This is a genomic window from Candidatus Poriferisocius sp. (assembly GCF_965219815.1).
GTDB lineage: Bacteria > Actinomycetota > Acidimicrobiia > Acidimicrobiales > Bin134 > Poriferisocius.
This window is the reverse complement of the sequence record NZ_OZ244791.1, coordinates 863,028-888,519: the sequence shown is the minus strand read 5'-3', so window position 1 is coordinate 888,519 and position 25,492 is coordinate 863,028. Positions and strand designations below refer to the sequence as shown.

Genomic DNA, 25,492 nt, shown 5'->3' with positions numbered 1-25,492 from the left:
CATTCTGGCCGAATAAGCGGCCGAACACACTGTGGAAAGCTAAACCGGCTTCGTTGGGGCGACAGCTAGCGCAGGATCAAAAGCGACACCGGGTCACCCTCATCGAGCCCGTCGCCGTCGGGCAGCACGGCCAGGGCATCGGCTGCGGCCATTGCCGAGAGCTGGTGCGATCCTTGGCCTCCGGCCGACCGGGCCAAGAATTCGCCATCGGCGTATTCCACTCGCACTCGGGCGAAGTGGGTCTTGCCATCGGGTCGGCGGCCCAGCCGCTCGGCCACGCGCCCCATCACCGGCTGGCGATGCCAGGTGCCCGGAGGGTGGCCCATCATCTTGCGCAGACCGGGACGGGCGAACAGCTCGAACGACACCATGGACGACACCGGGTTGCCGGGCAGACCGAACACCGGGATGCCCTCCAACAGACCGAAGGCCAGGGGCTTGGCTGGCTTGATGGCCACCTGCATCCAGGCCATGTCGCCGATCTCGTTCAGCACCTTCTTCACATAGTCGTAGTCGCCCATGCTCACCCCGCCCGAGGTCAAAAGGGCGTCGCACTTCTCCACTCCGGCCCGAAGGCCGGCGGCTATCTCATCCTCATTGTCGGCCAGGCTGCCCAAATCCACCGGATCGCATCCGGCTTCGGACAGCAGAGCCAGCAGCGTGTGCCGGTTGGAATCGCGGATTTGGCCCCTCTCCAGCGGCTGTGGCCCCTCCACCAGCTCGTCGCCGGTGGACATGACCCCGACTCGGGCCTTGGGCCGCACCTTGACCTGGTACATGCCCAGGCTGGTGAGCACCCCCAAGTGCCCCGGGGTGAGCACCTCTCCCGGACCGAACACCGTCTGGCCCACCGTCAGATCCTCGCCAGCCCGGCGGATGTGGTTGCCCACGGGCACCGATTGGGCCACGGTCACTTCCGCTCCGTCAGCTCTGGTCTCGGTTAGCTCCACCATGACAACCGCGTCGGCGCCGGGGGGAATGACGGCGCCGGTCATGATGCGGGCAGCCTGTCCGGCACCCACCGTTATGTCGGGCGGCACCCCCGCGGCAATCGTGCCCGCGACGGCCAGAGTCACCGGCGCATCGGCCACATCGGCCGACCGCACCGCGAAGCCGTCCATCGCCGTGTTGTCGAACGGGGGCACCAACTCGGGCGCCACCACTGTTTCGGTGGTCACCAAGCCCTGAGCGTCGCCGACAGCCACAGTAACTTCGCCCAGAATGCCGCAACCGGCCAGCACCCGCTCCTGAGCCTCAGCCAGTGGGATCATCACCAAAGCGCCGGTTCTTGTCTACGCCACATGCGGCGAATGTTCTCATGGTGGCGGGCAAGAACCACCACCGCTACCCCGATCACCACCAAGACCTCCGGTGCTGGCCAGCCCTGAATGGCCACTGAGACCGGCGCCGCGGCCACCGCCACCAGCGAAGCCGCCCCAGCCCGTTTGGTGACGGCCAGAGCCACCGCCCAGACGCCGATAAGGATCACCCCCACAACTGGTGTCAGCGCCAGCAGCATCCCCCCGAAGGTGGCCACGCCTTTCCCTCCTTCGCGATAGCGGCCGAGGGGCACAATGTGGCCCACCACCGCGGCCGCTCCGCATACCGCCCCTATCAGCTGGTCGCCAAAGATCAGGCCCATTCCACCAGCGATGAACCCCTTTCCCACATCACTGAGCAGAACCCAAGCCGCCGGCCACCGCCCCGCCACCCGATACACATTGCTGGCCCCCGGATTATTCGACCCCTCCCGGGTCGGATCGTGCCCCGTATACCTCCCCACCAAAAGCGCGCCAGGAAACGTCCCCCACGCATACCCGGCCAGCACAAGCCACCAAGCCCAGTCCACCCGCCCATCGTAGTGAAACGGATCCAAACCCCTCAGATAGCCAGCAATCTCATAACACCCCTATCCTTAACTCTCGTGCCCGCCTACGACTACAGCTGCCAAACCTGCGGCACCCGCTTCGAAGTTATCCAGTCGTTCTCCGAGGATTCCCTCACCGTCTGCCCCCAAGCCGACTCAATCGCCAGCCCCGCCGCCTGCACCCAGCCCGGCAAGGGCCAAGTGAACAAGGTCTTCAGCGTCCCCAGCATCACGTTCAAGGGCGACGGCTTCTACCGAAACGACAGCCGCTCTGGAGCGAAGTCGTCCACCATGGCCGGCTCGTCGTCCAACGGCGACAGTTCCAACGGCCAAGAAAGATCGGACTCGGCGAAGTCCGACGCGGCCAAATCCGACAGCAGCTCATCGGAGTCGTCCAGCCGCGAACCGGCCAAGGCCGCCTCCAGCTCATCCGACGACTAGTCGCCAGCCATGCCCGAGATCGGCGTCATCGGCGGCTCCGGTCTCTACTCCCTGCTAGACGACGCGGTAGAAGTCCCCGGCGACGACACGTTCGGACCACCGTCGGGTCCACTCACCATGGGCTCGGTAGACGACATCGAGGTGGTATTTCTGGCTCGCCACGGCCCCGGCCACCGATATCCGGCCCACAAGGTCAACTACCGAGCCAACCTGTGGGCTCTGCGACAAGCGGGTGTGCGGGCCATCTTCGGACCCAGCGCCTGCGGCTCGCTGCGTCGTGAGCTGGCCCCCGGCCACATCGTGGTGTGCGACCAACTGGTCGACCGCACCTCGGGCCGGACCGACACCTACTTCGACACCGTCACCAACCACGTCTCGCTGGCCGACCCCTACTGCGACGAGCTCCGCCAGGCGCTGCTAGACGCCGCCCGCGTCGAGGGCATGACCGCCCACGATGGGGGCACCATGACGGTGATCTCGGGCCCCCGCTTCTCCACTCGGGCCGAGTCCCGCTGGTTCCGCGACAACGGCTGGGACGTGGTGGGGATGACCCAGTACCCCGAGGCCGCCCTCGCCGCCGAGCTGGGCATCTGCTACGCCACCGCCGCCTTGGTCACCGACTACGACGTCGGCCTGGACGACGATCCCGACATCGAGCCGGTCACCCAAGACGAGGTGTTCGCCTTCTTCGCCCAAAACGTCGACCGAATGCGAGCCGTGCTCTTCGGCGCCATTCGGGCCATCGCCCACAACCTGCCCGACTGCTCCGCACAAACCAACGACATCGAGCCACCGCTGCCCTCATCCTGACCCTTCCCAACGACTCAAACCGCAGCTAACCTGAGCGACGCTTCCCCCTTCCGAAACCGGTTGGAGGAGCGCGCCGGTGGACGCATCTGCTGAAAGCGCCGACCAACCCCTGGCGTGGCGAGGATCCCTGCTGGCCCGGCTGCCAGGCGGGCGACGCAGCTATTGGCTGGTGGTGGCCGGGGCCGCGGCGATAACTGGTTTGGCGGTGGCGGCCGTTGCCGGGATGGCCGGGGGTGGCCCCTCTTTAGGGGAGCTCACCCCGGTAGTGGTGGCCACCCAGACCATTGAGGCCGGACAAGCGCTGGACGAGGAGAACACCGAGACCCGCCGATACCCCGCGCTGGTGCTGCCGTCCGATGCAAAGTCTGCTTTGACCGGCAACGAGGTGGCCTCGGCTGCTCTTCACGTCGGCGATATGGTGACCGCGGCCCGACTGGGGGGAATCCCCATCGGTGATCGCATCGAGGTGGCCGTTCCCGCCCACACGGCCATCCCCCCGCTGGCTCCCGGCGACCGGGTGGATGTGCTGGTGACCTTGCCGATCTCCGATGAGAGCGGGGCCCAAACCCAAGCCACCCTCACCGTGGCCAACGCCGCCGTGGTGACTGCTCGAGCCGAGCACGCCGTCACCATTGCGGTGACCGACCAAGAGCTACTCCCCGTAGCCTCGGCCGTGATCCAAGGCTCAATCACCCTGGCCCTAGTGCCGCCAGGATGACGGTTTCTACCGCACCGATGCGGCGATCAAGCTGAGCACCAGCAGGGCCACCAACACCCGGTAGACGGCGAACGGACCGAAGCTGCGAGTGCGCACCAGGGCCAGCAGCCCCTTCACCGCGGCGAATCCGGTGACCGCCGAGGCGGCCATACCCCAGGTAAATGCGGCTCGGGCATCGGCGGGGATGCCTCCCCACCCGCCGATGTCGATGAACAGGTACACACCCGCCCCGGCGATCACCGGCACGCTCATGAGCATGGCCAGTCGGGCCGCGGCCTCGCGGTCGTATCGCAGCAGCCGCCCGGCGGTGATGATCACCCCCGAGCGCGACACCCCCGGCTGGAGCGAGCAGGCCTGGGCCAGCCCCAGTAGCACGGCGTCGCGCACTCCGACGTCTTCGGTGTGGCGCTGGCCCTGGCGTCGATCGGCCCACCACAGCAGGAGGCCGAAGACGCCCAACAAGATCGCGGTGAGCCAAATCTCATCGTCGGCTTCGTCGATCACCGACCGCAGTCCCACCCCCACCGCGGCGGCCGGGACGGTGGCCAGCACCAGCAGCCATCCCAGTCGCCCGTCGGCGGTCATCGGGCTTCGGCGATCGACCACCGCGGCAATCCCGTCTCGCACCAGTGCCCACACCTCTCGGCGCAGGCAGGCCACCAACCCCACCAGAGTGCCCAGGTGGAGGGCCACATCGAATGCTCTCTCTAGGTCCTCGCGGCCCTCGAAGTCGTTCCAATCGGCCAGCCAGGGAATGATCTGGAGGTGCCCGCTAGAAGACACCGGCAGGAACTCGGTTAGCCCCTGAGCGATTCCCAGCAATATGGCATGCAGGACCGACATGGCCCCTACCAGCGATTATGCCCCGGACATGGTGACTTCGGCCACCACCAGCGTCACCCCGGCCGAACTCATCGGCAGCCAGGTGAGGTCGGACCCCACCGCAGCCACATCGAGCAGCATCCGCTGGAGGGTGGAGGCGATGGTGATCTCTCTCACCGGCTCGGCCAACTCGCCGTTGCGGATGCGCAGCCCTTCGGCCCCGGTGGAGAAGTCGCCGCTTACCGGATTCACCCCCGAGTGCAGCCCCGACACTCCCTGCACCAACACCCCGTTGTCGATCCCGGCAATGAGCTCGTCGGGGGAACGGTCGCCGGGAACCAGCGACAGCGCCTGACAGCCCACGCCGGGGGTGCTGGCGTAGCCCCGCACCGCCGAGCCGGTGGATGCGGTGCCCGAGCGCCGGCCGGTGTAGCTGTTGTGCAGGAACCGCTCGAGCTGGCCGCCGCCGATGAGCAGGTTGCGCCGGGTGGCCAGTCCCTCGCCGTCGGCGTCGGAGGCGGTGAACGCCTCCGGGTTGGTGGGGTCGTCCACCAGGGTGACGCCCGCGGCGGCCACCTGGTCGCCCAGGCGGTCGGCGAACAGCGACCGGCCCTTGAGCACCGCCTCGCCCGACAGGGTGCCCCCGATGATGCCCAGGAACTGGGCGGAGACGAACGGGTCAAGCACCACGGTGACCCGCTCGGTAGGGGGCTGGGTGGCCCCCAGCATCCGAGTGGCCCGTTCCACCGCGTCAGTTGCGGCCTCTCCCACGTCGAGGGCGGAGGGCTCGCGGCCCACCGAGAACCCGAAGCCGGTCTGGGTCTCGTCGCCCTCCGAGGCCAGCGAGTAGGCGGTGAGGTAGCACGATGTGTCCCTGCCCGTGCTGCGGATGCCGGTGGTGGTGGCGATGGCGTCGGCCCCCACCGCGTCGCCGTAGTCGGCCGACTCCACTCCCACGATGCGGGGATCGCCGGCTCGCACCGCTCGCTCCAACTCCAGGGCCATGTCGATCTTGGCCTCGGTGCTCACCTTCAGCAGAGCCTCGTTGTAGAGATCGAGCTCTGGGGGGTCCACCCCGTCGGGCTCGGCCAGGCCGAAGAACTCGTCGGGCGAGCCGAACACGGCGTTGTCGCGGGCCTCGGCCAGAGTCTCCTCCAGCACGTCGGGATCGAGGGTGCCGGCGTGGGCGAACCCCTGGCGGCCGTGGGCGATCACCCGGATGCCCACTCCCTGCGACTCGGCCACCGAGAGCGACTCGATCTCGCCCTCGTACACCCGCACCTCAGTCTCCTGGCTGTGGCCGACCACCGCTTCGACCTGCTCGCCGTCGCGCCCCCAGCCCACGATGCGCTCGGCGATCTCCAACAGCTCCTCGGGATTCACGCTGCGGTCCTGTCGAAAGTCAACCTCGGTCGGCGAGCCGTCACGCCGCGGTTCCGCCGATGGTCATCGACGCCACTCGCAGCGTGGGGGTGCCGTCGCCCACCGGGACGCCTTGGCCGTCCTTTCCGCAAGTTCCCGGCGACCCCATGGCGAAGTCGTTGCCCAGCGCCTCGATACCGGCCAGCACCTCGGGGCCGTTGCCGATGAGGTTTCCCTCCCGGATGGGCGAGCCGATCTTGCCGTTCTCGATCAGATAGGCCTCGCTCATTCCGAACACGAAGTCGCCGGTGGCGGTGTTCACCTGGCCGCCTCCCAGGTGGGCCACATATACCCCCCGGTCGGTGGCGGCGATGATGTCGGCGGGGTCCTCGGTGCCGTTGGCCAGGTAGGTGTTGGTCATTCGCACCATGGGCAGGTGCTGGTAGCTCTGGCGGCGGCCGTTGCCCGAGCTATCCCGCCCCTCTTTGCGGGCCCGCAGCAGATCCCACATGTAGTCGGTGAGCACGCCGTTCTCGATGAGCACGTTGCGCTGGGCGGGGCGACCCTCGTCGTCGATGGCGTAGGCGCCCCACTCCCGGGCCATGGTGCCGTCGTCAATGAGGGTGACCTCGGGGTGGGCCACCTGTTCACCAACCCGGTTCCGGAACACCGACGCCTGCTTGGCCACCAGGTCGGCTTCGAGACCGTGGCCGCAAGCCTCGTGGAACAGCACTCCGCCGCCGCCGGGGCCGATCACCACCGGCATCGAACCGCTGGGGGCGGGTTGGGCGGCCAGCTTGGTGAGCGCCCGATTGGCGGCGGTGCGGGCCAAGGCGTCCACCTCGTACTCGTCGAACAGCTCGAAACCGATGGGACGGCCCACGCTCTCAAACCCGGTCTGCATGCCGGTGTCGCCCACCGCCACGCACGACACTGCGAACCGGGTGCGCACCTGGTCGTCGCCGGCCAGCAGCCCGTCGCTGTTGGCCACCAGGATGCGACGACGGCCGTCGGCGTAGCGGGCCGACACCTGGGTGATGGCCGATCCGGCTCCTCGGGCGGCCTCATCGGCCCGGCCCAGCAGCTCTACCTTGGTCGCCTTGGCCACGGTCTCGGGCAGCACCTCCACTTCGTTGGGGGCCGGGGCATCCACCCGGCTCAGCGCCACGATCTGGTGGCCACCTCCGCCGCCTCGGGCGGCCGCCGCCGCGGCCCTAGCCGCTTTGGCCAAACCGGCCTCGCTCAGATCGGAGGTGTGGGCGAACCCGGTGGTCTCGCCCACCACGACGCGGATCCCCGCCCCCCGGGTGCGGCCCGAGGTGAACTCCTCCACCTTGCCGTCGTCCAACAGCACCGACGAAGAGCGCCGGTCCTCCACGAAGACCTCGGCAAACTCGCCCCCGGTTTTCAGCGCCTCCGACAGCGTGCCAGAAACAACAGACTCGTCGATCACAGCTTCTCCCTTGCCTCGACGCCGTAGCCTACCGACATCCCGTCCGAACCGGGAACAGGGGCCATCAGCCCAGGTTGGAGCGGCGGGGGTAGGCGTGTTCAGGATCGCAGATCACGTTCACCACGTAGGGAACCCCGGCGTCGAGGGCCCGCTTGAGGGCGGGGGCGATGTCGTCGGGGCGCTCCACGGTCTCCCCGGCCCCGCCCAGGGCGGTCACCACCTGGTCGTAGCGGCACCCCTCCTGGAGGTCGGCGGCCACGTCGTAGCCGTACATCTGGCGCATGGGATGCTTCTCCAAGCCCCAGCAGCCGTTGTTGCCCACCACGATGGCCACCGGCAGGTTGTGGCGCACTAGCGAATCGGCGTCCATCAGCGAGAACCCGGCCGCCCCGTCGCCCAACAGCAGCACCACCTGGCGGTCGGGGTGGGCCACCCGGGCGGCCATGGCGTAGCCCATCCCGGTTCCCAAACAGCCGTAGGGACCGGGATCGAGCCAGTGGCCGGGCAAGTAGGAGTTAACGAAGCGCCCGGCATAAGAAACGAAGTCGCCGCCGTCGCCAATCACCACCGCATCCCGATCCAGCACCTGGCGCAATTCCCCGTACACCCTGGTGGGCAAGATGGGATCGGCCGCCGTCGTCAGCAGATCCTCCTCCTCGGCCCGAGCGGCATTCTCGGTGTCCCGCAGTTGGGCTACCCACTGGTCGCGCTCAGCAGGGTGGGCCAGCGCGGGACCGTCGGCCAGCGCACCCAGCATCTGGGCTAAATCTCCCGACACCGTCGCCGCCGGCTGGGCGTGGGCCGACACAGACTCGACGCTGTCGGTCAGATGCACCACTTGGGCATCGCCAAACCGGCCAAACGAGAGCCGGAAGTCGAGCGGGGTGCCGGCCACAATCACCAGATCGGCGTCGGAGCGCAGCATCCGCCGGGTGCGGCTGAAGAACAGCTCGTGGTCGGCGGGCAGGCATCCCCGGCCCAAGCCGTTGGCGAAGGCGGGCAGCCGCTGGGCCTCCACCCAGGCCCGCAGCGCATCCCAGGCGCCGTCCCAGTACACGTCGGTGCCCACCAGCACCGCAGGACGACGGGCGGCAGCCACCATGTCGGCCACCGCAGCCACCCCGTCGGGGTTGGGCACCTCGCCCACCGGCATGGGCTCGTCGGGCACGGTGCCGGAGCCCTCGGAGAAGATCACGTCCATGGGATAGTCCACGAACACCGGGCCCCGGTGAGGGGTCATGGCGGCTTGCACGGCCCGATAGGTGGCGGCGGCCAGATCGTCGCCGCCCCCCGCGGTGAGCGAGCGCTTGGTGACCGGGGCCAGGATGGGCACGTGGTCGAGCTCCTGGAGCGAGCCCGACCCCCAGCGGGCCTCCGGGGCCCGGCCCCCCAGCACCACCAGCGGCGCGCCGTTGAGCCAGGCGGTGGTCACCGCGCTCACCGAGTTGGTCACCCCGGGCCCGGCGGTCACCGCGGCCACCCCCGGACGGCGGGTCAGCTTGGCCAGCGCCTCAGCCGCGAAGACCGCGGTCTGCTCGTGGCGAACGTCGTAGAGCACCACATCGCCCCGCTTCACCGCCGCGTCGTACAAGGGGAATATGTGGCCCCCCGACAGGGTGAACATCTCCTGCACTCCGAAGGGGGCCAAGGCGGCCAGCACCTGATCGCCCCCGTGGCCGTTGACTTGTTTTCCCGACATCGGCCTCACCGTAACCTCCATAGGGGCGCGGCGGGGCAATAGCCTTTATTGAATGACCCCAATGGCCGCCTCAACTGCTGGCGCGTGCCCGGGGTCACCCCTACACGTTTGCGGGCCCGGGCTTGACTGAGAAGCACACCACCCGCCGGGTGCTCAGCGTCGTGCTCCGGGTGGGCATCAGCGTGGCCCTGTTCTTCTTGTTGATCTGGCGGCTGCCCTCGTTCGACGCCGGTCAACTGTGGCCCGACTTCAACTCGACCACGCCGTTCTGGCTGATCGGGGCGCTCATGCTCACCGTGATGGGCAACATGGCGGCCACCGCCCGGTGGTACGAGGTGGCCGTCGCCCTGGGGCTGCAAGTGAAGCCCCGGCGCATGTTCTCGCACTACATGGCGGGAATGTTCATCTCCAACTTCGTGCCCACCACGGTGGGGGGCGACGTGCTGCGGACATCCCGCCTCTCCAACGACACCGGCGACGGCCCCCACAGCTTCGCCTCGGTGCTGTTGGAGCGGCTCAGCGGCTGGATCGTGCTGCCGGTGTTCACCCTGTTGGGCTTGGTGCTCAACGAAGAGCTGCGGGGATTGGGCGCCCCCTCCCGAGTGGCGGCCATCACCGCCGGCCTCACCCTGCTGGCTCTCGGACTGATCCTGCTGCTGGTGGGCAATCAGTGGTTCGGCCGATGGGTCAGCCGGCGCAACGGCTGGGTCCGGTTCGTGAACGGACTGCACATGGGCATCGACGAGCTGCGGACCAAGCCCCGCGACACCGGCCGGGTGCTGATCACCGCCTTCGTCTATCAGGGGATAATGCTGGCCGCCGCCGGGTGCGCGGCCAAGGTGGTGGGGATCAACGGCCTGGGGCCCACCGAGCTGATGGCGTTCATCCCCGCGGTGCTCATCTTCCAGGTGCTGCCCTTCGGCTTGGGAGGGCTCGGTCTGCGGGAGGTGGCCTTGGTGTTTTTCCTCCACGACTTGGGCGTGATCGACGAGCGGGCTATCGCCATGGGGCTGCTGCTCTACTTCCTCACCGTGGCCGGCAGCCTGGTGGGTTTGCCAGCGCTGGTCTTCGGCGGTCGCCACTGGCAACGGGCCTCGCGCTCCCGCCATGAGCGCTGACCGCCACTGACACCCGGAGCCATGACGCTATCCTCGCTGAAGTCGGGCACGCTGCGACGACGTGGTATGGCCAAGAGCCGGACCCGGCCCCGCTGGTATCTGGAGCTGGCGGTCATCGGGGCGTTCTACGGCATCTACTCCTGGGTGCGCAACCAGTTCGGGAGCGCCGCGGTGGAGCCGGACAAAGCGCAGGCCAACGCGGAGCTGGTGATCGACTGGGAGCGCAGCATCGGCCTGTACTTCGAGCGCGACCTCCAAGACCTGTTCATCGGCTGGGTGGCGTTCATCCAGTTCTGGAACTTGTTCTATGGGCTATTCCACTTCGCGGTCACCGCGTTCACCCTCATCTGGCTCTACTGGCGCTTCCCCCGGCACTACCCGTTCTGGCGCGCCACCGGACTTTTGACCACCGGCTCGGCCCTGGTGGGGTTCGCCCTGTTCCCGCTCATGCCCCCTCGCTTGCTGTCGGTGGGCGGGCGCTACGGCGGCGATCTGGCCGAAACCGGGTATGTCGACACGGTGACCGAGTTGGGCGGTCTGTGGTCGTTCACCTCGGGCGCGGCTGAAACGCTCTCCAACCAATACGCCGCCATGCCCAGCCTTCATTTCGCCTGGGCCATGTGGTGTTTTCTGGCGTTGCGCAAGCACTTGGTCCACCCTGTGGCCAAATGGGCCATCGCCGCCTACCCCTGGCTCACCCTGTTCGCCATCGTGGTGACCGCCAACCACTACTGGATCGACGCGGTGGGCGGACTGGGCGCTTTGGGCGTGGGCTGGGCGGCAGCACGGGGCTACCACGCGTGGCGAGACCGCGGGTAACCTGAATCCCCCAACCCGCAGGGAGGGAAATGGACGCCAACCATCTTCAAAAGATCACCTGTCCCGCTGATCTGCGCCGACTGGGTGACGAAGAACTAACCGAGCTTGCCGAAGAGATCCGAGAGTTCATCGTCGACACGGTCAACGCCACCGGTGGTCACTTGGGCTCCAACCTGGGTGTTGTGGAGTTGACGCTGGCCCTTCATCTGGTGTTCGACTCTCCCCGCGACATCATCCTGTGGGACACCGGCCACCAGGCCTACGTACACAAAATGCTCACAGGGCGGACCGACCAGTTCAAGACGCTGCGCCAACCCGGCGGCCTGTCGGGATACCCGAGCCGGGAGGAGTCCCCCCACGACTGGATCGAGAACAGCCACGCCTCCACCGTATTGAGCTACGCCCACGGCCTGGCCACGGCGCAACAAGCCGCCGGTGGCGAACAGCGGCGGGTGATCGCCGTGGTGGGCGACGGATCGCTCACCGGGGGGGTGGCCTTCGAGGGGCTCAACAACATTGGACACTCGGGCTGCAATGTGACCCTGGTGCTCAACGACAACGGGCGCTCGTATGCCCCCACCATCTCCCGGCTGTCGGAGAGCCTGCTGCGGGTGCGGATGGACCCCCGCTATGTCCGCACCGACAACCAGGTACGCAAGGTTCTTCAGAACATCCCCTGGGTGGGCGATCTGGCCGGCCGTACCGTGGGGGCTGCCAAGGCCGCGGTACGGGAGATGGTGGAGCCCCGCACGTTCTTCGACGAGTTGGGCATCAGCTACTTCGGACCGTTCGACGGCCACGACCTGGGCAAGCTGGAGCGGGTGTTCAGCCGGGTGTCCCATCTTGAGGGGCCGTGTTTGGTACACGTGCTCACCCAAAAGGGCCGAGGGTATGCACCGGCTGAGAACGATCCGGTCAAGAACATGCACGACACGTCGTACGCCAAGCCGGGTAGCTACACCGAGGCTTTCACCACTGCGCTGATCAAAGAGGCCGAGGCCCGTCCTGAGCTGGTGGCCATCACTGCGGCCATGCCCGACTCCACCGGGCTGTTGCCGTTCGCCGAGCGGTTCCCGGAGCGGTGCTTCGACGTGGGCATCGCCGAGCAGCATGCCGTGACCGCCGCCGCAGGCATGGCCATGGGCGGGCTCCGCCCGGTGGTGGCCATCTACTCCACATTTTTGACCCGAGCCATCGACCAGGTGAACCTCGATGTCGGCCTGCACAACCAGCCGGTGGTGTTCTGCTTGGACCGGGCCGGCATCACCGGCGACGACGGGGCGTCGCACCACGGGGTGCTCGACATGGTTCTGCTCACCAAGATTCCCGGCATGACTGTGCTGGCCCCCTCGTCTTACCAAGAGCTTCAGCAGATGCTGCACGACGCCTTGGAGATCACCACCGGACCGGTGGCCATACGGTGGGCCAAGACCGCGGCCCCGTCGGTGCCCGAAGACCAAGTGGGGTTCGGCCTCACGGGCCGTAAGGTGAAAGAGGGCGCCGACGTGTGCCTGCTATCGGTGGGCAAGATGCTGGCCCCGGCAGAAGAAGCTGCCGAACTGCTGGAGGCCGACGGCGTGTCGACCACCGTGTGGGACGTGCGCAGCGTCAAGCCTCTGGACGAGGACATGTTGGCCGACGCCGCCCGCCATCGGGCGGTTCTGACTATTGAGGACGGTTGGCGAGAGGGCGGGGCGGGCAGTTCCGTGGCCCACCAACTGGCCCACTCGGGCCGCGAGGGCGCCGTGCCCGCTATCCGGGTGCTGGGCGTGCCCAACGAGTACATCCCCCACGGCAAGCCCGACCAGATCCTGGCCGATTGCGGCCTCGACCCCGCCGGGATTGCGGAGGCAGCCCGCGAAGCGCTGGCCGTCAAGGCGTAGCGAACTGGCCGAGAATTTCTTTGACCGCCTCGCCGTAGGCGGTCAACTTGGCGGGGCCGATGCCGCTAATGGCCCGCAGTCCCGCATCGGTGGTAGGGCGATGGGTGGCCAGTTCGATGAGGGTGGCGTTGCTGAACACGACGTAGGCGGGCACGTTGTCGGCTCGGCTGCGCTCCAGCCGCCAGGCTTTCAGCGTCTCGAACGCCGCCGCGCCCACCGGGTCGGCGGGAGGCTGGGCCTTGGGGCGCTTCGTCGGCTTGGCTGCGGTGTTTGCCCTCGGCGATGAGGCCGTTGCCACCACCACTGGCGGTGTCAGCAAACCGGAAGTGGTTGCGGGGTCGGGTTGGGGAGGAGGCCTATACCGAGAGGCCAGCTCGTGTTGGAAGTCGGTAGGCGGGTCGCCGCAGATGAGGGTGACCGATTCTGAACATCGGGTGATGGCCACGTGGAACACCCGCCTTTCCTCTTCGAGGTCGCCGGCCAAGCGGTGGGGCATCAGCCCTTTCGACGCCTCGTAGACGATCACATGGGGCCATTCCCGACCCTTCACCCGGTGCACAGTGGCCAGGTGGACACCGCGTCCGCTGCCCTCCCCCTCGAACCCGTCCGCGAGCCGGTCGAACAGCCATCTCCGAAAGTCGGTCGGGTCGGGATGAAGGTGGGCCACCGAGATGAGGGCCCGCAGATCGTCGCCGTGAGCCGAGCGGTCGACCGAGCGGCGAGATGCGTCCAATCGGGTGTCCAGGCTGCCGCCGAGACCCATCTCGTCTCTCACCGTCTCCAACAGTGATCGGGTGGTGACTTCTCCGCCTGCCTTCTTGAATCTTGACCTCAGCATCTCGACGTCGTCGGCGAACTCGCCCACCTTCTTGGACGACCGCTCGTCTTTGATGCGGCCGGCCAGGGCCTTGATCTGCGAGGTGCTCTGCTGCTCGGCGATCCACTCGATGACTCGGGGGGAGATGCCCCGGGGCGGACAGCGGGCTGCGTCCGAAAGCGCCCGGGCCGGCAGGTCGCGCTCGGAGGCGGTGGCGATGTCGAGCCAGGCTAGGGCGGCGGCCACCCCGGTGCGCTCCAAGAACAGGCGACCCACCGGCTGATTGGACGGCACCCCCATGTCGCCCAGAACGACCTGGGGCACCAGCAGCGTGCTGTTGACCCTGGTCAACACGGCAACATCCTGGGGTCCAGCACCGCCATCGAGGAGCGACTCGATCGTCCGACGCAGCACCGGCGCTCCGTCGTCTGCCGTCTCGACGGTTATGGCCGAACCGGAGTCGCCTTCGTCTTGTCGATCCTCGCTCGGCGCCGCAGTGATCTGTTTGTCGATGCGGCGGCGGTTGTGGGACAGGAGGTTCGAGGCCGCGTCAACCACCTCGGGAGGGCAGCGGTAGTTGACGTGCAGCTCGTGGCGCTCAGCACCGGGGAAATGCTTGTGGTAGTCGATGAGCCACTCCGGGGAGGCACCGGAGTAGCCGTAAATGGTCTGGTCGTCGTCGCCCACGCCGAACACATCGGCCCTCGGCCCGGCCAGCAGCCGTACCAACAGGAGGTGCGCGGGGGTGAGGTCTTGGAATTCGTCCACCAGCAGAATGCCGCAGGTGCGCCGGGCCGCGGCCCGGGCGGCGGGGTCGCTCAGCAAGATGTCGATAGCCCGCATGATCTGCTGGTCGAAGTCCACCAGCCCCTCGGCGTCGAGCAGGCTCACATAGTGGGGGGCGGTTTCGGAGAAGTCGGGAACATCGGGATGGAAATCGCGCTCCACCTCGGCGGGATCGCGCAAACCCAGGCGGGACGCGCCCAGCGCCTCAATCCAGGGGGCGAGCTGATCGGTCATGGCCCGCCGTTTGCGGGGCACCATCTCGCCGAGCAGATCCCGCACTTGCCTCTCGTCCACCACCTCCACCCGACCGTGGTCTCGGGGTCGGGCAAACGGCCCAGTGCCGTTGCAGATGGCCAGCGCCAGGCTGTTCAGCGTTCGCACCTCCAAGCCCGGTAGATCGGAGGTGCGCTCCTGCATCTCGGCCCGGGCCCGCACGTTGAACGCCACCAAGCAGACGGCTCTTGGGTCTACCCCGAGGTCGCGCACCAAGTACCGGGCTCGCTCGGTGAGCACCCGAGTCTTGCCCGACCCGGCTGGCGCCACAATGTTGGCCGCTCCTCCCAGGTGGCCGACCGCGGCACGCTGGTCATCGGCAAGATCGGCCCGGGGTACGGCCGGGCTGAGCGCTTTCAGGCTGCCCACTGCCAGATTCACCGCGGAGACCAACCCGGCACCAAGCTCCTCGCCAGCCACCCCACCGGTAGCGTGTCTGCCGCCCAGCACCTCGCTGGTGAACACGTCGAACGGCCCCCCATCGCACCACACCGGGCCGGCATCGGTCACCACATCTCCTGGCTCGCCAGCTTCCGCGGGACGGGCCCCCAAAGACAGGGCTCGCTCTTGCGGCTCAAACCGGGGTCGTTCAGGGACGCGCCAATCCACCGCGTTGGCCGTTAGCAGATGGCGGAGCACCTCAGCAGGCATGGTCAGACCCGGTCTGAGCTCCCACCATTGGGCGTGCATCACCGGCTCGGGCGGTGGCAGCTCGCCGTCCAGTTCGACCACCAGCGGAGTGCGCTCCACCCAGGCCCGCCTCAGCTCCCGCCCCACCTCAGGATTGAATGCGTCGGTTCGGATCGTCAGCCGCTGACACCCCTCCCACCCCTCCGGCGCAGCCTGCCCCACGCGGACGAGGGCGCTTCGACCCAGGCGCTCAGGTCCTCTCATGGCGTCGCCTGGCTCGTCGCCACGGATGCGGTCGGCTAGTGGCGGATGAGAGTGCCAGGGCGGGCCCCGGTGGGCTGGCCGTTTCGGAAGGTCACCTCACCGCCGCAGATAGTGGCGTCGTAGCCGTGGGCCGATTGCAGCAGGCGGCAGGCCCCGGTGGGCAGATCGCCCACCACCTCGGGCAGATGCAAGCTCATGGCGTCGAGGTCGATCACGTTGATGTCGGCCCGCTTGCCGGTGGCCAGCACCCCTCGGTCGTCGAAGCCGTACAGTTCGGCCGGCTCGGAGGTGAGCATCTTCACCGCCTCGGCGATGGAGAGCTTCGGGCCTCGCTGCCGGTCGCGCACCCAGTGCTGGAGCATGTAGGTGGGCAGGCTGGCGTCGGAGATCACGCTGCAATGGGCCCCGCCGTCGGCCAAACCGACCACGGTCATGGGGTGCACCATCATCTCCCGCAGGTCTTCCAGATCGCCGTGGCGATAGCCGGTGAAGAACACCTGGAGCATCCCCCGCTCGCACATCAGGTCGTAGACCAGCCCGAACACGTCGGCGCCGGTATTCTCGGCCATGGCGGCCACCGATTCCGACGGGTCGGGCTCGAACACCGGACCGCCATCGAACGGGAACGTGGCGTGGAGGGAGTGGCGCAGGATGCCGATGGCCGGATCGCCCGGGATGTCCTCGGCCAAGATGGCGTCACGCACTTCGGGGCGGCGAAGCTCGACGAGCCGCTCCTCCAGCGGTAGCCGGTCGAGCGGTTGATAAGCAGAGCGCTTGGCGAACGGGTTGAACTGGTCCCAGCCGGCCAGCAGCCCGCCGGGGCGGCCTTGCACCTGGGGCACCAGCTTGGCCCCTTCGGCGTTGGCCCGCTCCACGATGTCCATCTGCTCGCGCCACTGGCCAGGATTGACGTGTACCTGCACCATGGTGAAGGTGATGGCCCGACCAGTCTCCAGGCTGAGGCGCCGGTAGAGCTCCACCTCGCGGATGGGGGCGTCGGGATCCTCGCCCATCGAACCGGCGGGCACCACCTCTACCAGCGAATGGCCCCCCAGCGCGCCCATGATGGCGGCCAGTTCCTCGTGGTCGGCGAACGTGCCCGGCACCGGCACCCCCGACAGGGAGGTGTGCATGGGCAGCCGGTTGGTGGAGAACGCCACCGCGCCGGCCTGCGTCCCCTCGCCCACGATGCGGGCCATCTCGGCCAGCTCCGCGGCGGTGGCCGACTCGGTGGTGGCCCCCCGGTCGCCCATCACATAGGCCCGCACCGCCCCGTGGGGCACCTGGGCGGCCACGTCGATGGTGCGCCCCATCCGCTCTAACTCGTCGAGGTATTCGGGGAAGGTCTCCCACCGCCAGGTGATTCCCTCATGGAGGGCTGCGCCGGGGATGTCCTCCACTCCCTCCATCAGCTCGATCAGCCAGTCGTGGCGGGTGGGGTCGGCGGGGGCGAACCCCACCCCGCAGTTGCCCATCACCACCGTGGTCACCCCGTGCCATGCCGAGGGAGCCATGATCGGATCCCAGGTGGCTTGGCCGTCGTAGTGGGTATGCACGTCGACAAACCCCGGGGTCACATAGCGGCCCGCGGCGTCGATAACCTCGGCAGCTTCGGCGTCGATTCGGCTCTCGACAGCGGCCACCCGTCCATCCGACACGGCCACATCGGCCACAGCCGACGCGGCCCCCGTCCCATCGACAACTGTGCCCCCGCGAATCAACAGATCAAGCATGGGGCCATTCTTCCAGGCCGCGATGACAACGACGACATGGCGGGGGGATTTAGCCCAATAAGTTGGCTGCCAGGCCGCGATGACAACGCCTATGCCGCCGGTGCGGCGATTGACTAAGGAGGGCTCAGGCCCGGGCGAAGTAGGGGTTGTCGCCGGCCTCGTGGTCGGTGGCGTCCACCACTTCGGTGATCTCGGGGATGGCCTCGGTGATCATCACCGTGATCCCCTCTCGCAGGGTGGCCGCGCTCATGGCGCATCCCTGGCAGCCGCCGCCCATGGTGATGTAGGCGGTGTTCCCCTCTACCCCGAGCAAGTTGGCGAACCCGCCGTGGGAGGCCAGCGAGGGGTTGATGTGCTGGTCGAGCAGTTGCTGAAGCTGCTCGGGAATGGTGCCAGAGAGCTCCAGGTCGGCACCGGCTAACAGGTCGGGCTTGTTGGGGTTGCGGATCACCAGCCCGCCCTGCATGGGGTTGTTGGGCAGATCCAGGGTGGCGCCGGTCAGGTTCTCCACCGACTCCTCGGGGATCATCACGGTGAGGCCATCGGAGGTGATGTGGCGGTGGCCCTCGGTGCAGTCGGCCACCTCCTCGAACGCCAGGTCGTAGGTGTAGTCGGCGCCGCTGGTGCCGGTGATCTCGATGCGCAGGCCGAGAGCTTCGGGGTCGTCCTCGTTCGACCGGATTTCGAGCACCTTCTCAATGGCTGCTTCGGTGACGTCGAACATTTGGGCTTCCACAGTTTCGCTCACGCCCACCAGCCTACCCGAGCCTCACCCCGCCCACCATGGCCTGAGCCGCTGAACCATGCGAGAAATCAGCCCCGGCGGATACGGCCCCGCAGCGACCGGAAGGCCAGTGTTTGGGCTAGGAGCCCCACCACGCCGACGGCCAGCAGCGCTCTCCCCAGCGCCCAACCGTCCCAGCCGGAGAACAGCGAGCGCATACCCTCCAGGGCGTAGGTCATGGGGTTGAACCAGGTGATGGCGGCCAGCCAGTCGGTCATCACATCTCGGCTCACCCACGCGGTGGTCAAGAACATGAAGGGGAAGAACAGCAAGAAGCTGGAGTTGACCGCCGCGGGATTCCCGGTGCGCAGCGCGATGGCGTAAGGGAAGCCGGTGAAAGCCAGCCCCCACAGCGCGCCGAACAGCACGAACACGACCAAGCCCACCACGCCGGTGGCGCCGAAGCTCACCCCGATGGCGAAGCCCAGCGCGATCACCGGTATGGCCATAACCACGAACAGCGTAAAATCGGCCACCATGAGCCCCAAAAGCAGGGCATAGCGGTTGACCGGGGTCATCAGCAGGCGGTCGAAATAGCCCTCGGAGATGTCGATCACTAGCGAGTTGGCCCGGGACATGCCGGTAACCGCGGTCATGATGGCCACCGGCAGCTGGAAGGCCTTGTAGTCGATGTTTGAGACCACGTCGCCGGCCAGGTTCTGGATGGCACCGATGGTGACCACCAAGAAGAACAGGGGGATCAGCATGGCGGGGATGATGGCTTCCAAATCGCGGGGCAACAGCCGCAGCGCCCGGCTGGACACCGAGGCCATGTCGCTGAAGAAACCCGACGGGCGGGCCTTGAGCAGGTCAGGAGGGGTTACGGCAGCCTCGCTCATTCCTCCACCTCGATCCGGGCGCCGGTGAGCTCCAAGAACACGTCGTCGAGGGTGGTGGGATGGATCGACAAGTCGGACACCTCCACCCCGGCCGCCGACAGCGCCACCGCCACCGGGCTGATCACCGAGGCCCCATCGCCGGTGGCCGCGCTCACCTCGTTGCCGTAGATCTCGATGTGGCTGATGCCCGGCACTTGGCCGATGGCCTGCGCCGCCACCTCGGGGTCGCCCGATACCCGAGCCACCACCACGTCGGAGCCCACGGTGCGCTTGAGCTCGTCGGGCGCGCCCTCGGCCACCAGGCGGCCGTAGTCCAAGATGCCCACACGGTGGGTGAGCGCATCGGCCTCCTCCAGATACTGGGTGGTGAGGAAGATGGTCATACCCAGATCACGGTTCAGGCGCCGGATCTGCTCCCACACCACCGCTCGGCTGATGGGGTCGAGCCCGGTAGTGGGCTCATCCAAGAACAGCACCTCCGGGTTGTGCATCAGCGCGGCAGCCAAATCCAAACGGCGCTTCATGCCTCCCGAGTAGGTGGACACCCGCCGGTCGATGGCGTCCATCTCCAGCAGGGGGGCCAGCTCCTGGATGCGGGTGGCGATTGACCCCTTCTCCAGGCCGTAGTAGCGGCCTTGCAGGGTCAGCGTCTCCCGCCCGGTGAGCTTGCCGTCGAGGGCGGCATCCTGGAGGGCCACCCCGATGCTGAGGCGCACCTTGTCGCCCTCGGTGGCCACGTCGTAGCCCGCCACCGAGGCTGCCCCCGCGGTCATCGACGCCAACGTACACAGCATCCGCACCGCGGTGGATTTGCCCGCGCCGTTGGGCCCCAAGAACCCGTACACCTCTCCCTCGGAGACATCCAGGTCTAGGGAGTCCACCGCCACAACGTCGCCGTAGGTTCGGCGCAGCCCCTGGGCGGAAATGGCTGCTGGCACGGTCAATGATGCTACCGAGCACCGTCGCGATATTCTCATCGCCCATGTCCGAGACATCCAGCCCCTTCGCCAGCTACGAGTCGGCCGGAGATGTCGCCGTGATCCGGTTGGATGATGGCAAAGTGAATGTCTTGTCCCACGAGGTCATCGCCGCCCTTCAGGAGTGTTTGGACCGGGCTGAGAGCGAGGCCAAAGCCGTCGTCATGATCGGCCGTCCCGGCAAGTTCTCCGCGGGGTTCGACTTGAAGGTGATGCAGTCGAGCCCAGAGGCGGCCAGCAATCTATTCCGGGCGGGGATGGACCTGTTCGTACGGCTGTACGAGTTCCCCATCCCAGTGGTAACCGGCTGCACCGGTCACGCATTGGCCGCTGGGGCCATCTGGCTGATGTGCTGCGATGTGCGCATCGGCGCCGACACGCCCACCAAGGTCGGGCTCAACGAGACCGCCATCGGGATGGTGCTGCCCTCGTCGGTGATCACGCTGGCCCGCGACCGGCTGTCGCCTCGCCATGTCCACTCGTCGACATTGCTGGCCCGGCTCTACTCCCCAGCCGAAGCCGTCGACGTCGGTTACTTGGACTGGGTGGTGCCCGAAGACGAACTGGAGGGGGCGGCAATGTCTGAAGCCGCTGGACTGGCTGAGGGCCTTGCGCTGAAGGCCTTCGCCGGCACCCGGCGCTTGATCCGAGGACCGGTGGCCGAGTCGGTGCGGGAAATTCTCGACCAAGACACCCGCTCGTTCACCGTCGGGTTGACGTGATGGGCGACAGCCTCAATACAGAAGGCCTCAATACAGAAGGACAGCAAGCATGAGCGATCCAGTTGTCGAACTGCTCGAAGAGGTGTGGGATTCCATCGCCCAGTTGGGCGCAACCTTGACCGATGAGCAGTGGGACACGCCCACCGAGTGCCCCGGCTGGTCGGTGCGCGATCAGGTGAGCCACATCGTCGGCCTCGAGCGGATGCTGGCCGGAGAGAGCCCCGATCCCCCCGCCACCGAGGGCGGCCTCGAGGGCATCGCCGCCTTCAACGAGGGCCAGATCGCCCCCCGCCGGTCCCGGCCCGGCGCCGAGGTGCTGGCCGAGATGAGCGACATCTGCGCCCGCCGCCTGGAAATGCTGCGCACCATGCCCGTAGAGAAATGGGACGAGGTGGGCTTCACCCCCATCGGCGACGCCCCGTACCGCACGTTCATGCACATCCGGGTGTTCGACTGCTGGGCCCACGAGCAGGACATGCGCCGGGCGCTGGGCATCCCCGGCCACCTGAACGGCCCGGTGGTCCAGCACTGCCTCGACTGGCACGCCCGCAACATGGGCTATGTGGTGGGCAAGAAGGCGGGCGCTACCGAGGGCAGCACGGTGGTGTTCGCCATCGACGGCGATGCCGGCGGACCCCGGGGCGTGGCGGTGGTCGACGGCCGGGCCAAGCCATCGGCCCCCGCCGACAATCCCACCGCAACTGTGTACACCGACGTGGACACCTACAACGCCCTGTGCTGCGGCCGAACCGACCCCGCCGGCGCGCTAGCCGCCGGGCTGGTGACCTTGACCGGCGACCGCGATCTGGGCGAGCGGGTGGTGCTGGCCCTGGCCTACGTCTCGTAGCCGCCTATCGCCCAGCCGCGGCCATCCGGGCTTCAAGATCGAGGGCCCGGGGACTCACCGACAAGTCGAAGTCGGTGCTGCCCAGCGTGGCGGGGTTCCACACTTCTCGATCCACCATCCACTGGGCCCAGCCCGAGAACCAGCCGTCGTGGTACGACTCGAACTGGGGCGCCCACCAGTCGCGCAGCGGCATGCGGGTGGTGTGGTGGTTGGCCAGATCGGGAGCTGAGGCGGCGATGTTGCTCTCGGCCAAGGCGAGCACGAAATCGGCTGAGGCGTGCTGCGCCGAGTCGGAATCTGTCCAAGTGCGAGCCTCGTAATCCCGGAAGTACCACAGGTTGGGCACTGAGATGGCGGTGTCCACCGCCACCGTCACCGGCCCCTCGCCAATCGACTGGCTGTAGGCGTTGAGCGCTTCGATGCGATGCACAGTGTTCACGTAGTCGTGGGTGGTGTGGACCTGGGTCAACAGCTCCCGGGGGTCGCGCTGGTTCACATAGTTGGTTCTCCACCCGAAGAACAGCGTGGTGGCCACCAGCCCGGCCACCACTGCCCACACCGGCAGCATCCACAACTTCCTCCGAGCCCGCCACAGCACCGCCACGCCGTAGCCGGCCAGCACGGCCATGGGCACCACGATGTGCAGCGCCAGCCAGGGAAACCGCTCGCTGGCCCAGGAGTATGAGAACCAGCTGGCCACCGCAGTCCACACCATGAACTTGCCCACAAAGGTGGGATTGCGGAACGCGTGGACCGTGCCAATCACCGCCAGGATGCACACCAGGTACTCGTAGAGCGGGATGGTGTACAGGTAGTAGTGCCAGGGTTCGCTCCCCCGGTTGGTGTCCTGCTCGCCCCGCCAATAGGTGATGCCCTCGGTGAAGCCGTCGGCAAAGCCCTCGGGGTGTCGGAAGAACTCCGTGAACCACAGGGCGAAGAACAACAGGAACACCGCGGCGGCCAGCACCCACCCCCATCCGGGCACGCGCCTAACGGCTCGCACCACCGGGAGCTCCCATATCGACTGGGGGCTGGCCAGCATGAGCACGACCATCACCATGAGCACCCCGTAGATGCCCAGGGTGAGGAACACCTCCACGTCGTAGTAGCCGCTGAACCCGAAGGCGACGCCCATGGGCACCAGCCCGGCAGGCAGCATCCACCCCCACCCGGCGAGTCCGCGGCGCTGACCCTCGAGGTCTCCGGCGAAGTTGCCCGGGGGCGGCTCAGCGTTTCCGGCTCGTGCCTGCCGGGTCGCCTGCTCGGCCAGCAGGGCCAAGAAGAAGCCGCCGAAGATGAACACCACGATGAAGGTGGTCTCTTTGACCGCGAAGCCCGCGGCCAGCAAGAACCCGAACAGCGAGGGCAGCAGCAGCCGGGGCCGCTCCAGGAACCGCACGATCACCACCATCATCGCCAGGGTGATGAACGCGGTGAGGGAGTCTTCTCGGCCCAGCCGGGTCATGTACAGGGCGATGGGGCTGAAGGCCAGCACCGCACAGGCGACCAGGGTCACCACCGGGCCGAGCGATCGGCGCAAGAACCACGGCAAAACGATCATCCCCACCCCGGCCAGAACCGCCACCATGCGGGCGGTGGTGGGCGATTCCCCGAACACCCAGAAGAGCCCGGCGGTCAGATAGAACCGCAGCGGCCCGTGGTACACCGGGTCGTACCCCTCGTAGCTGTTGTTGAGGAACTTCCAGGAGTACCAGGCATCGATGCTCTCGTCGTGGTGGAGGGGCCGCTCGGCCAGCTCAACCAGCCGCAGCACCAGCCCGGCCACCGCCATGGCACCGACAACAAGGGCCAGCGCCGTCTCCGGGCGGCGGCGCCAGAACTCCATCGGGCGCCAGCTCTCCAGCGCCACTGCACGCTCGCGGATTATGGCTCGCACCGCTCAGCGAACCTCGTAGATCGCATACTCGCCCTGGGAGAACGCCAGCTCACCCCGAGCCGCCCAGTACACCTCGCTGACCCCGGCCCGGCGCTCAATGGGCCCCACCACCACATAGTCCACTCCGTAGGTGTTCAACAGCTCCTCAGTTCCCTCAAGACCGCCCAACATGGTACGGGCCTCCTGATGGCGGGTGTGCCAGTCGGTGACCCCGAGGTCGTTGATCCAGCCGGCGAAGCCCACCACCGCCTGGCGGCCGCTGAGCGCGGGCACCGGATGGGTGTGATCGAAGCCGATCAGAAACACGCTGTCGGGCGGCGTCTCGTCTCGGGCCCACTCCCCCGCGGCCACCCCGTCGCCCGAAGCAATGGGGTGGGGCCACACGTTCACCTCGGGGTCCACCGCCTTCCAGATGTCCAACGCGCCGGCAAACGTGAGGGTGAAGAACAGCACCACGGCCGCTACCACCCCGAGCCAGCCGATCGAGGCCAGCCTCACCAGCACCGCAGCCACCAGCAGCGACCCCAGCAGGATCACCGGAACGAACCAGTGGGTGTTGTTCCACGGGTGCGACGGCGCCACCCGCACGAAGTTGGGCACGATGAGCCACAGCCACACCGGAATCGACCCCCACAACAGCACCCTGGGCAGCGTGTTCTTCCAAAGCTGGGCCGCCAGCATCAACACCAAGAACACACCGGCGTTGCGCCACCAGAAGGTGAGCAGATTGTCTTGCTCGGCCGAGTAGCCGGGGGGCTGCATCCAGGGGCCGTCCACCCATGTCTCCCACACGATCTCGGTGTTCAGCGGCTCGATCCACAACGCTGCGGGCACCGAGAACGCCACCGCCGGAATGGCGAACAGCAGCCATTGCCAACGGCGGTCCAGCACCGCCCAGATCAAACCCAACCCCAGCGCCACCCCGAAGGAGTACACGTGGAATATGGGCATAAGGCCCACCATCACACCGGCAAGGGCGAACAGCCGACGCGAGCCCGTCTTGTGGGCCTCTCTCATGAGCACCACGGCGATCAGAAGCAGCGAGAATCCGGCCAGGGTCGGGCGCTGGGGGAAGAGGTTCCCGGTGACCGCGTTCTCCATCAGGATGTTGCCCGCGTGGTGGCGGGTGTAGTCGGTGGGCAGGTTCCAGACTGCGCCCCAGCCGTGGTCGGCCACATCGCCGAAGAACCGGAGCCATCCCAGTCCCCCGAACAGGGTGAACACCAGCACGGCGAGCACTCCCACTGCCCGGCTGGCAAACAGCCTCACCCCCGCCAGATACAGCACCGGCACGAAGGCGAAGGCCAGATATCCCGACGAAACCTCCAGGCCGCCGAAGGCGCTCAACCCGGCCCGGTCGAGCATGGCGGCGAAGAAGTCGATGCCGAAGTGGTAGGGCAGCCGGTCGACCCCGAACGCAGTGGGCAGCTCGGGGGGGAAGTTCTCGGCGTGGGCGAACGACGAGGCGTAGGTGAGGTGGGCCTGCCAGTCGGTCCACGAGGAGAGGTGGCCGGCCAGCACGCCTCCCGAGCCGTCGGGCACATAGGCCCGACTCAAGATCCACACGGTGAGCGCCCAGGCCGGGGCGCTCAGAATCAATAGCGGGGCCGGATTCTCCGGCCGGGAGATGGGCCGCATCAGGCGGCGGCGGAAGTCCCGGCACTCGATGCCGATCTGTTTGACGCCCGTCCACCAACCAGCCCCCGAAATGGCCGTGGCCACCAGCGCCGCTCCGGCCACCACCCCGCCGCTCAACCCACCGGCCGCCCAGCCCGCGGTGTAGCCCACCAGGGTGACCACCATGAACCCGATTACCGCGCCGTAGGCCACCCGCTCCTCGATGCGGAGCTTCAGCGCCGTCAAATAGGTGAGGCCGACGCCCACGAGCACGCAGTCGGCCAGCAGCAGCACCACCCACAGCTTCATCGGCC

Annotated in this window: 21 protein-coding genes; 8 read left to right on the top strand and 13 right to left on the bottom strand. The window is 67.7% G+C overall.

Annotated elements, in window-relative coordinates; translation table 11 throughout:
* Positions 1-65 precede the first annotated feature (65 nt).
* Together glp and ACOQPI_RS04280 are read right to left on the bottom strand one after the other, a co-directional pair.
* Positions 66-1,271, bottom strand: a complete 1,206-nt coding sequence (glp, locus tag ACOQPI_RS04285) for a gephyrin-like molybdotransferase Glp (protein ID WP_420620982.1) — start codon at positions 1,269-1,271, stop codon at positions 66-68.
* Positions 1,271-1,876: a glycerol-3-phosphate acyltransferase gene (locus tag ACOQPI_RS04280; RefSeq protein ID WP_420618466.1), complete on the bottom strand. Its 606-nt coding sequence runs from the start codon at positions 1,874-1,876 to the stop codon at positions 1,271-1,273. The genes glp and ACOQPI_RS04280 overlap by 1 nt, the downstream gene beginning before the upstream one ends.
* 48 nt (positions 1,877-1,924) lie before the next feature.
* Here ACOQPI_RS04280 and ACOQPI_RS04275 point away from each other — a divergent pair, with 48 nt between their 5' ends.
* From ACOQPI_RS04275 to ACOQPI_RS04265, 3 genes are all read left to right on the top strand, one after another.
* A complete protein-coding gene (locus tag ACOQPI_RS04275) occupies positions 1,925-2,308 on the top strand; it encodes an FmdB family zinc ribbon protein (RefSeq protein WP_420618465.1) in 384 nt (127 codons plus the stop codon).
* 9 nt (positions 2,309-2,317) lie between these two features.
* Positions 2,318-3,118 carry an S-methyl-5'-thioadenosine phosphorylase gene (locus ACOQPI_RS04270; RefSeq protein ID WP_420618464.1) on the top strand — a complete coding sequence of 267 codons (801 nt, stop codon included), beginning with the start codon at positions 2,318-2,320 and terminating at the stop codon, positions 3,116-3,118.
* Positions 3,119-3,194: 76 nt separating this feature from the next.
* Positions 3,195-3,836: an SAF domain-containing protein gene (locus ACOQPI_RS04265; RefSeq protein WP_420618463.1), complete on the top strand. Its 642-nt coding sequence runs from the start codon at positions 3,195-3,197 to the stop codon at positions 3,834-3,836.
* Between the two features lie 6 nt (positions 3,837-3,842).
* Here ACOQPI_RS04265 and ACOQPI_RS04260 read toward each other — a convergent pair whose 3' ends face one another.
* From ACOQPI_RS04260 to ACOQPI_RS04245, 4 genes are all read right to left on the bottom strand, one after another.
* Positions 3,843-4,679, bottom strand: coding sequence for an undecaprenyl-diphosphate phosphatase (locus ACOQPI_RS04260; RefSeq protein WP_420618462.1), 837 nt, complete (start codon positions 4,677-4,679; stop codon positions 3,843-3,845).
* A gap of 15 nt (positions 4,680-4,694) precedes the next feature.
* Positions 4,695-6,041: a TldD/PmbA family protein gene (locus tag ACOQPI_RS04255; RefSeq protein WP_420618461.1), complete on the bottom strand. Its 1,347-nt coding sequence runs from the start codon at positions 6,039-6,041 to the stop codon at positions 4,695-4,697.
* A 40-nt stretch (positions 6,042-6,081) separates the two neighbouring features.
* The gene (locus ACOQPI_RS04250; RefSeq protein WP_420618460.1) at positions 6,082-7,473 is read right to left on the bottom strand and encodes a TldD/PmbA family protein; all 1,392 of its coding nucleotides are present in this window, start codon (positions 7,471-7,473) and stop codon (positions 6,082-6,084) included.
* 64 nt (positions 7,474-7,537) lie between these two features.
* Positions 7,538-9,172: an acetolactate synthase gene (locus ACOQPI_RS04245; RefSeq protein WP_420618459.1), complete on the bottom strand. Its 1,635-nt coding sequence runs from the start codon at positions 9,170-9,172 to the stop codon at positions 7,538-7,540.
* Positions 9,173-9,294: 122 nt separating this feature from the next.
* Here ACOQPI_RS04245 and ACOQPI_RS04240 point away from each other — a divergent pair, with 122 nt between their 5' ends.
* The 3 genes from ACOQPI_RS04240 to dxs are packed head-to-tail and all read left to right on the top strand — an operon-like array spanning position 9,295 to position 12,992.
* On the top strand, positions 9,295-10,290 hold the full coding sequence (locus ACOQPI_RS04240) for a lysylphosphatidylglycerol synthase transmembrane domain-containing protein (RefSeq protein ID WP_420618458.1): 996 nt from the start codon (positions 9,295-9,297) through the stop codon (positions 10,288-10,290).
* Between the two features lie 21 nt (positions 10,291-10,311).
* A complete protein-coding gene (locus tag ACOQPI_RS04235) occupies positions 10,312-11,109 on the top strand; it encodes a phosphatase PAP2 family protein (protein ID WP_420618457.1) in 798 nt (265 codons plus the stop codon).
* A gap of 29 nt (positions 11,110-11,138) precedes the next feature.
* Entirely contained in the window at positions 11,139-12,992 is a 1,854-nt protein-coding gene (dxs, locus tag ACOQPI_RS04230; protein ID WP_420618456.1) for a 1-deoxy-D-xylulose-5-phosphate synthase, read from the top strand.
* Here the strand turns inward: dxs and ACOQPI_RS04225 are convergent.
* From ACOQPI_RS04225 to ACOQPI_RS04205, 5 genes are all read right to left on the bottom strand, one after another.
* Positions 12,982-15,762: a UvrD-helicase domain-containing protein gene (locus ACOQPI_RS04225; RefSeq protein WP_420618455.1), complete on the bottom strand. Its 2,781-nt coding sequence runs from the start codon at positions 15,760-15,762 to the stop codon at positions 12,982-12,984. The genes dxs and ACOQPI_RS04225 overlap by 11 nt on opposite strands.
* Positions 15,763-15,797: 35 nt before the next feature.
* Positions 15,798-17,495, bottom strand: a complete 1,698-nt coding sequence (locus ACOQPI_RS04220) for an N-acyl-D-amino-acid deacylase family protein (RefSeq protein ID WP_420618454.1) — start codon at positions 17,493-17,495, stop codon at positions 15,798-15,800.
* A 124-nt stretch (positions 17,496-17,619) separates the two neighbouring features.
* Positions 17,620-18,243 carry a NifU family protein gene (locus ACOQPI_RS04215; RefSeq protein WP_420618453.1) on the bottom strand — a complete coding sequence of 208 codons (624 nt, stop codon included), beginning with the start codon at positions 18,241-18,243 and terminating at the stop codon, positions 17,620-17,622.
* A gap of 65 nt (positions 18,244-18,308) precedes the next feature.
* Positions 18,309-19,118 carry an ABC transporter permease gene (locus ACOQPI_RS04210; protein WP_420618452.1) on the bottom strand — a complete coding sequence of 270 codons (810 nt, stop codon included), beginning with the start codon at positions 19,116-19,118 and terminating at the stop codon, positions 18,309-18,311.
* Positions 19,115-20,056: an ATP-binding cassette domain-containing protein gene (locus ACOQPI_RS04205; RefSeq protein WP_420618451.1), complete on the bottom strand. Its 942-nt coding sequence runs from the start codon at positions 20,054-20,056 to the stop codon at positions 19,115-19,117. Before ACOQPI_RS04205 ends, ACOQPI_RS04210 begins: the two co-directional genes overlap by 4 nt.
* A 44-nt stretch (positions 20,057-20,100) precedes the next feature.
* Between ACOQPI_RS04205 and ACOQPI_RS04200 the strand changes: the two genes are divergently transcribed.
* Together ACOQPI_RS04200 and ACOQPI_RS04195 are read left to right on the top strand one after the other, a co-directional pair.
* Positions 20,101-20,817, top strand: a complete 717-nt coding sequence (locus ACOQPI_RS04200; protein WP_420618450.1) for a crotonase/enoyl-CoA hydratase family protein — start codon at positions 20,101-20,103, stop codon at positions 20,815-20,817.
* Between the two features lie 49 nt (positions 20,818-20,866).
* Positions 20,867-21,664 (top strand): maleylpyruvate isomerase family mycothiol-dependent enzyme, encoded by a 798-nt coding sequence (locus tag ACOQPI_RS04195; RefSeq protein ID WP_420618449.1) that lies wholly within the window; start codon positions 20,867-20,869, stop codon positions 21,662-21,664.
* 4 nt (positions 21,665-21,668) lie between these two features.
* On the opposite strand, the gene ACOQPI_RS04190 is transcribed toward ACOQPI_RS04195, so the two are convergent.
* Both ACOQPI_RS04190 and ACOQPI_RS04185 read right to left on the bottom strand, forming a co-directional pair.
* Positions 21,669-23,561, bottom strand: coding sequence for a flippase activity-associated protein Agl23 (locus ACOQPI_RS04190; protein ID WP_420618448.1), 1,893 nt, complete (start codon positions 23,559-23,561; stop codon positions 21,669-21,671).
* Between the two features lie 3 nt (positions 23,562-23,564).
* Positions 23,565-25,487, bottom strand: coding sequence for a hypothetical protein (locus ACOQPI_RS04185; protein WP_420618447.1), 1,923 nt, complete (start codon positions 25,485-25,487; stop codon positions 23,565-23,567).
* Positions 25,488-25,492 lie beyond the last annotated feature (5 nt).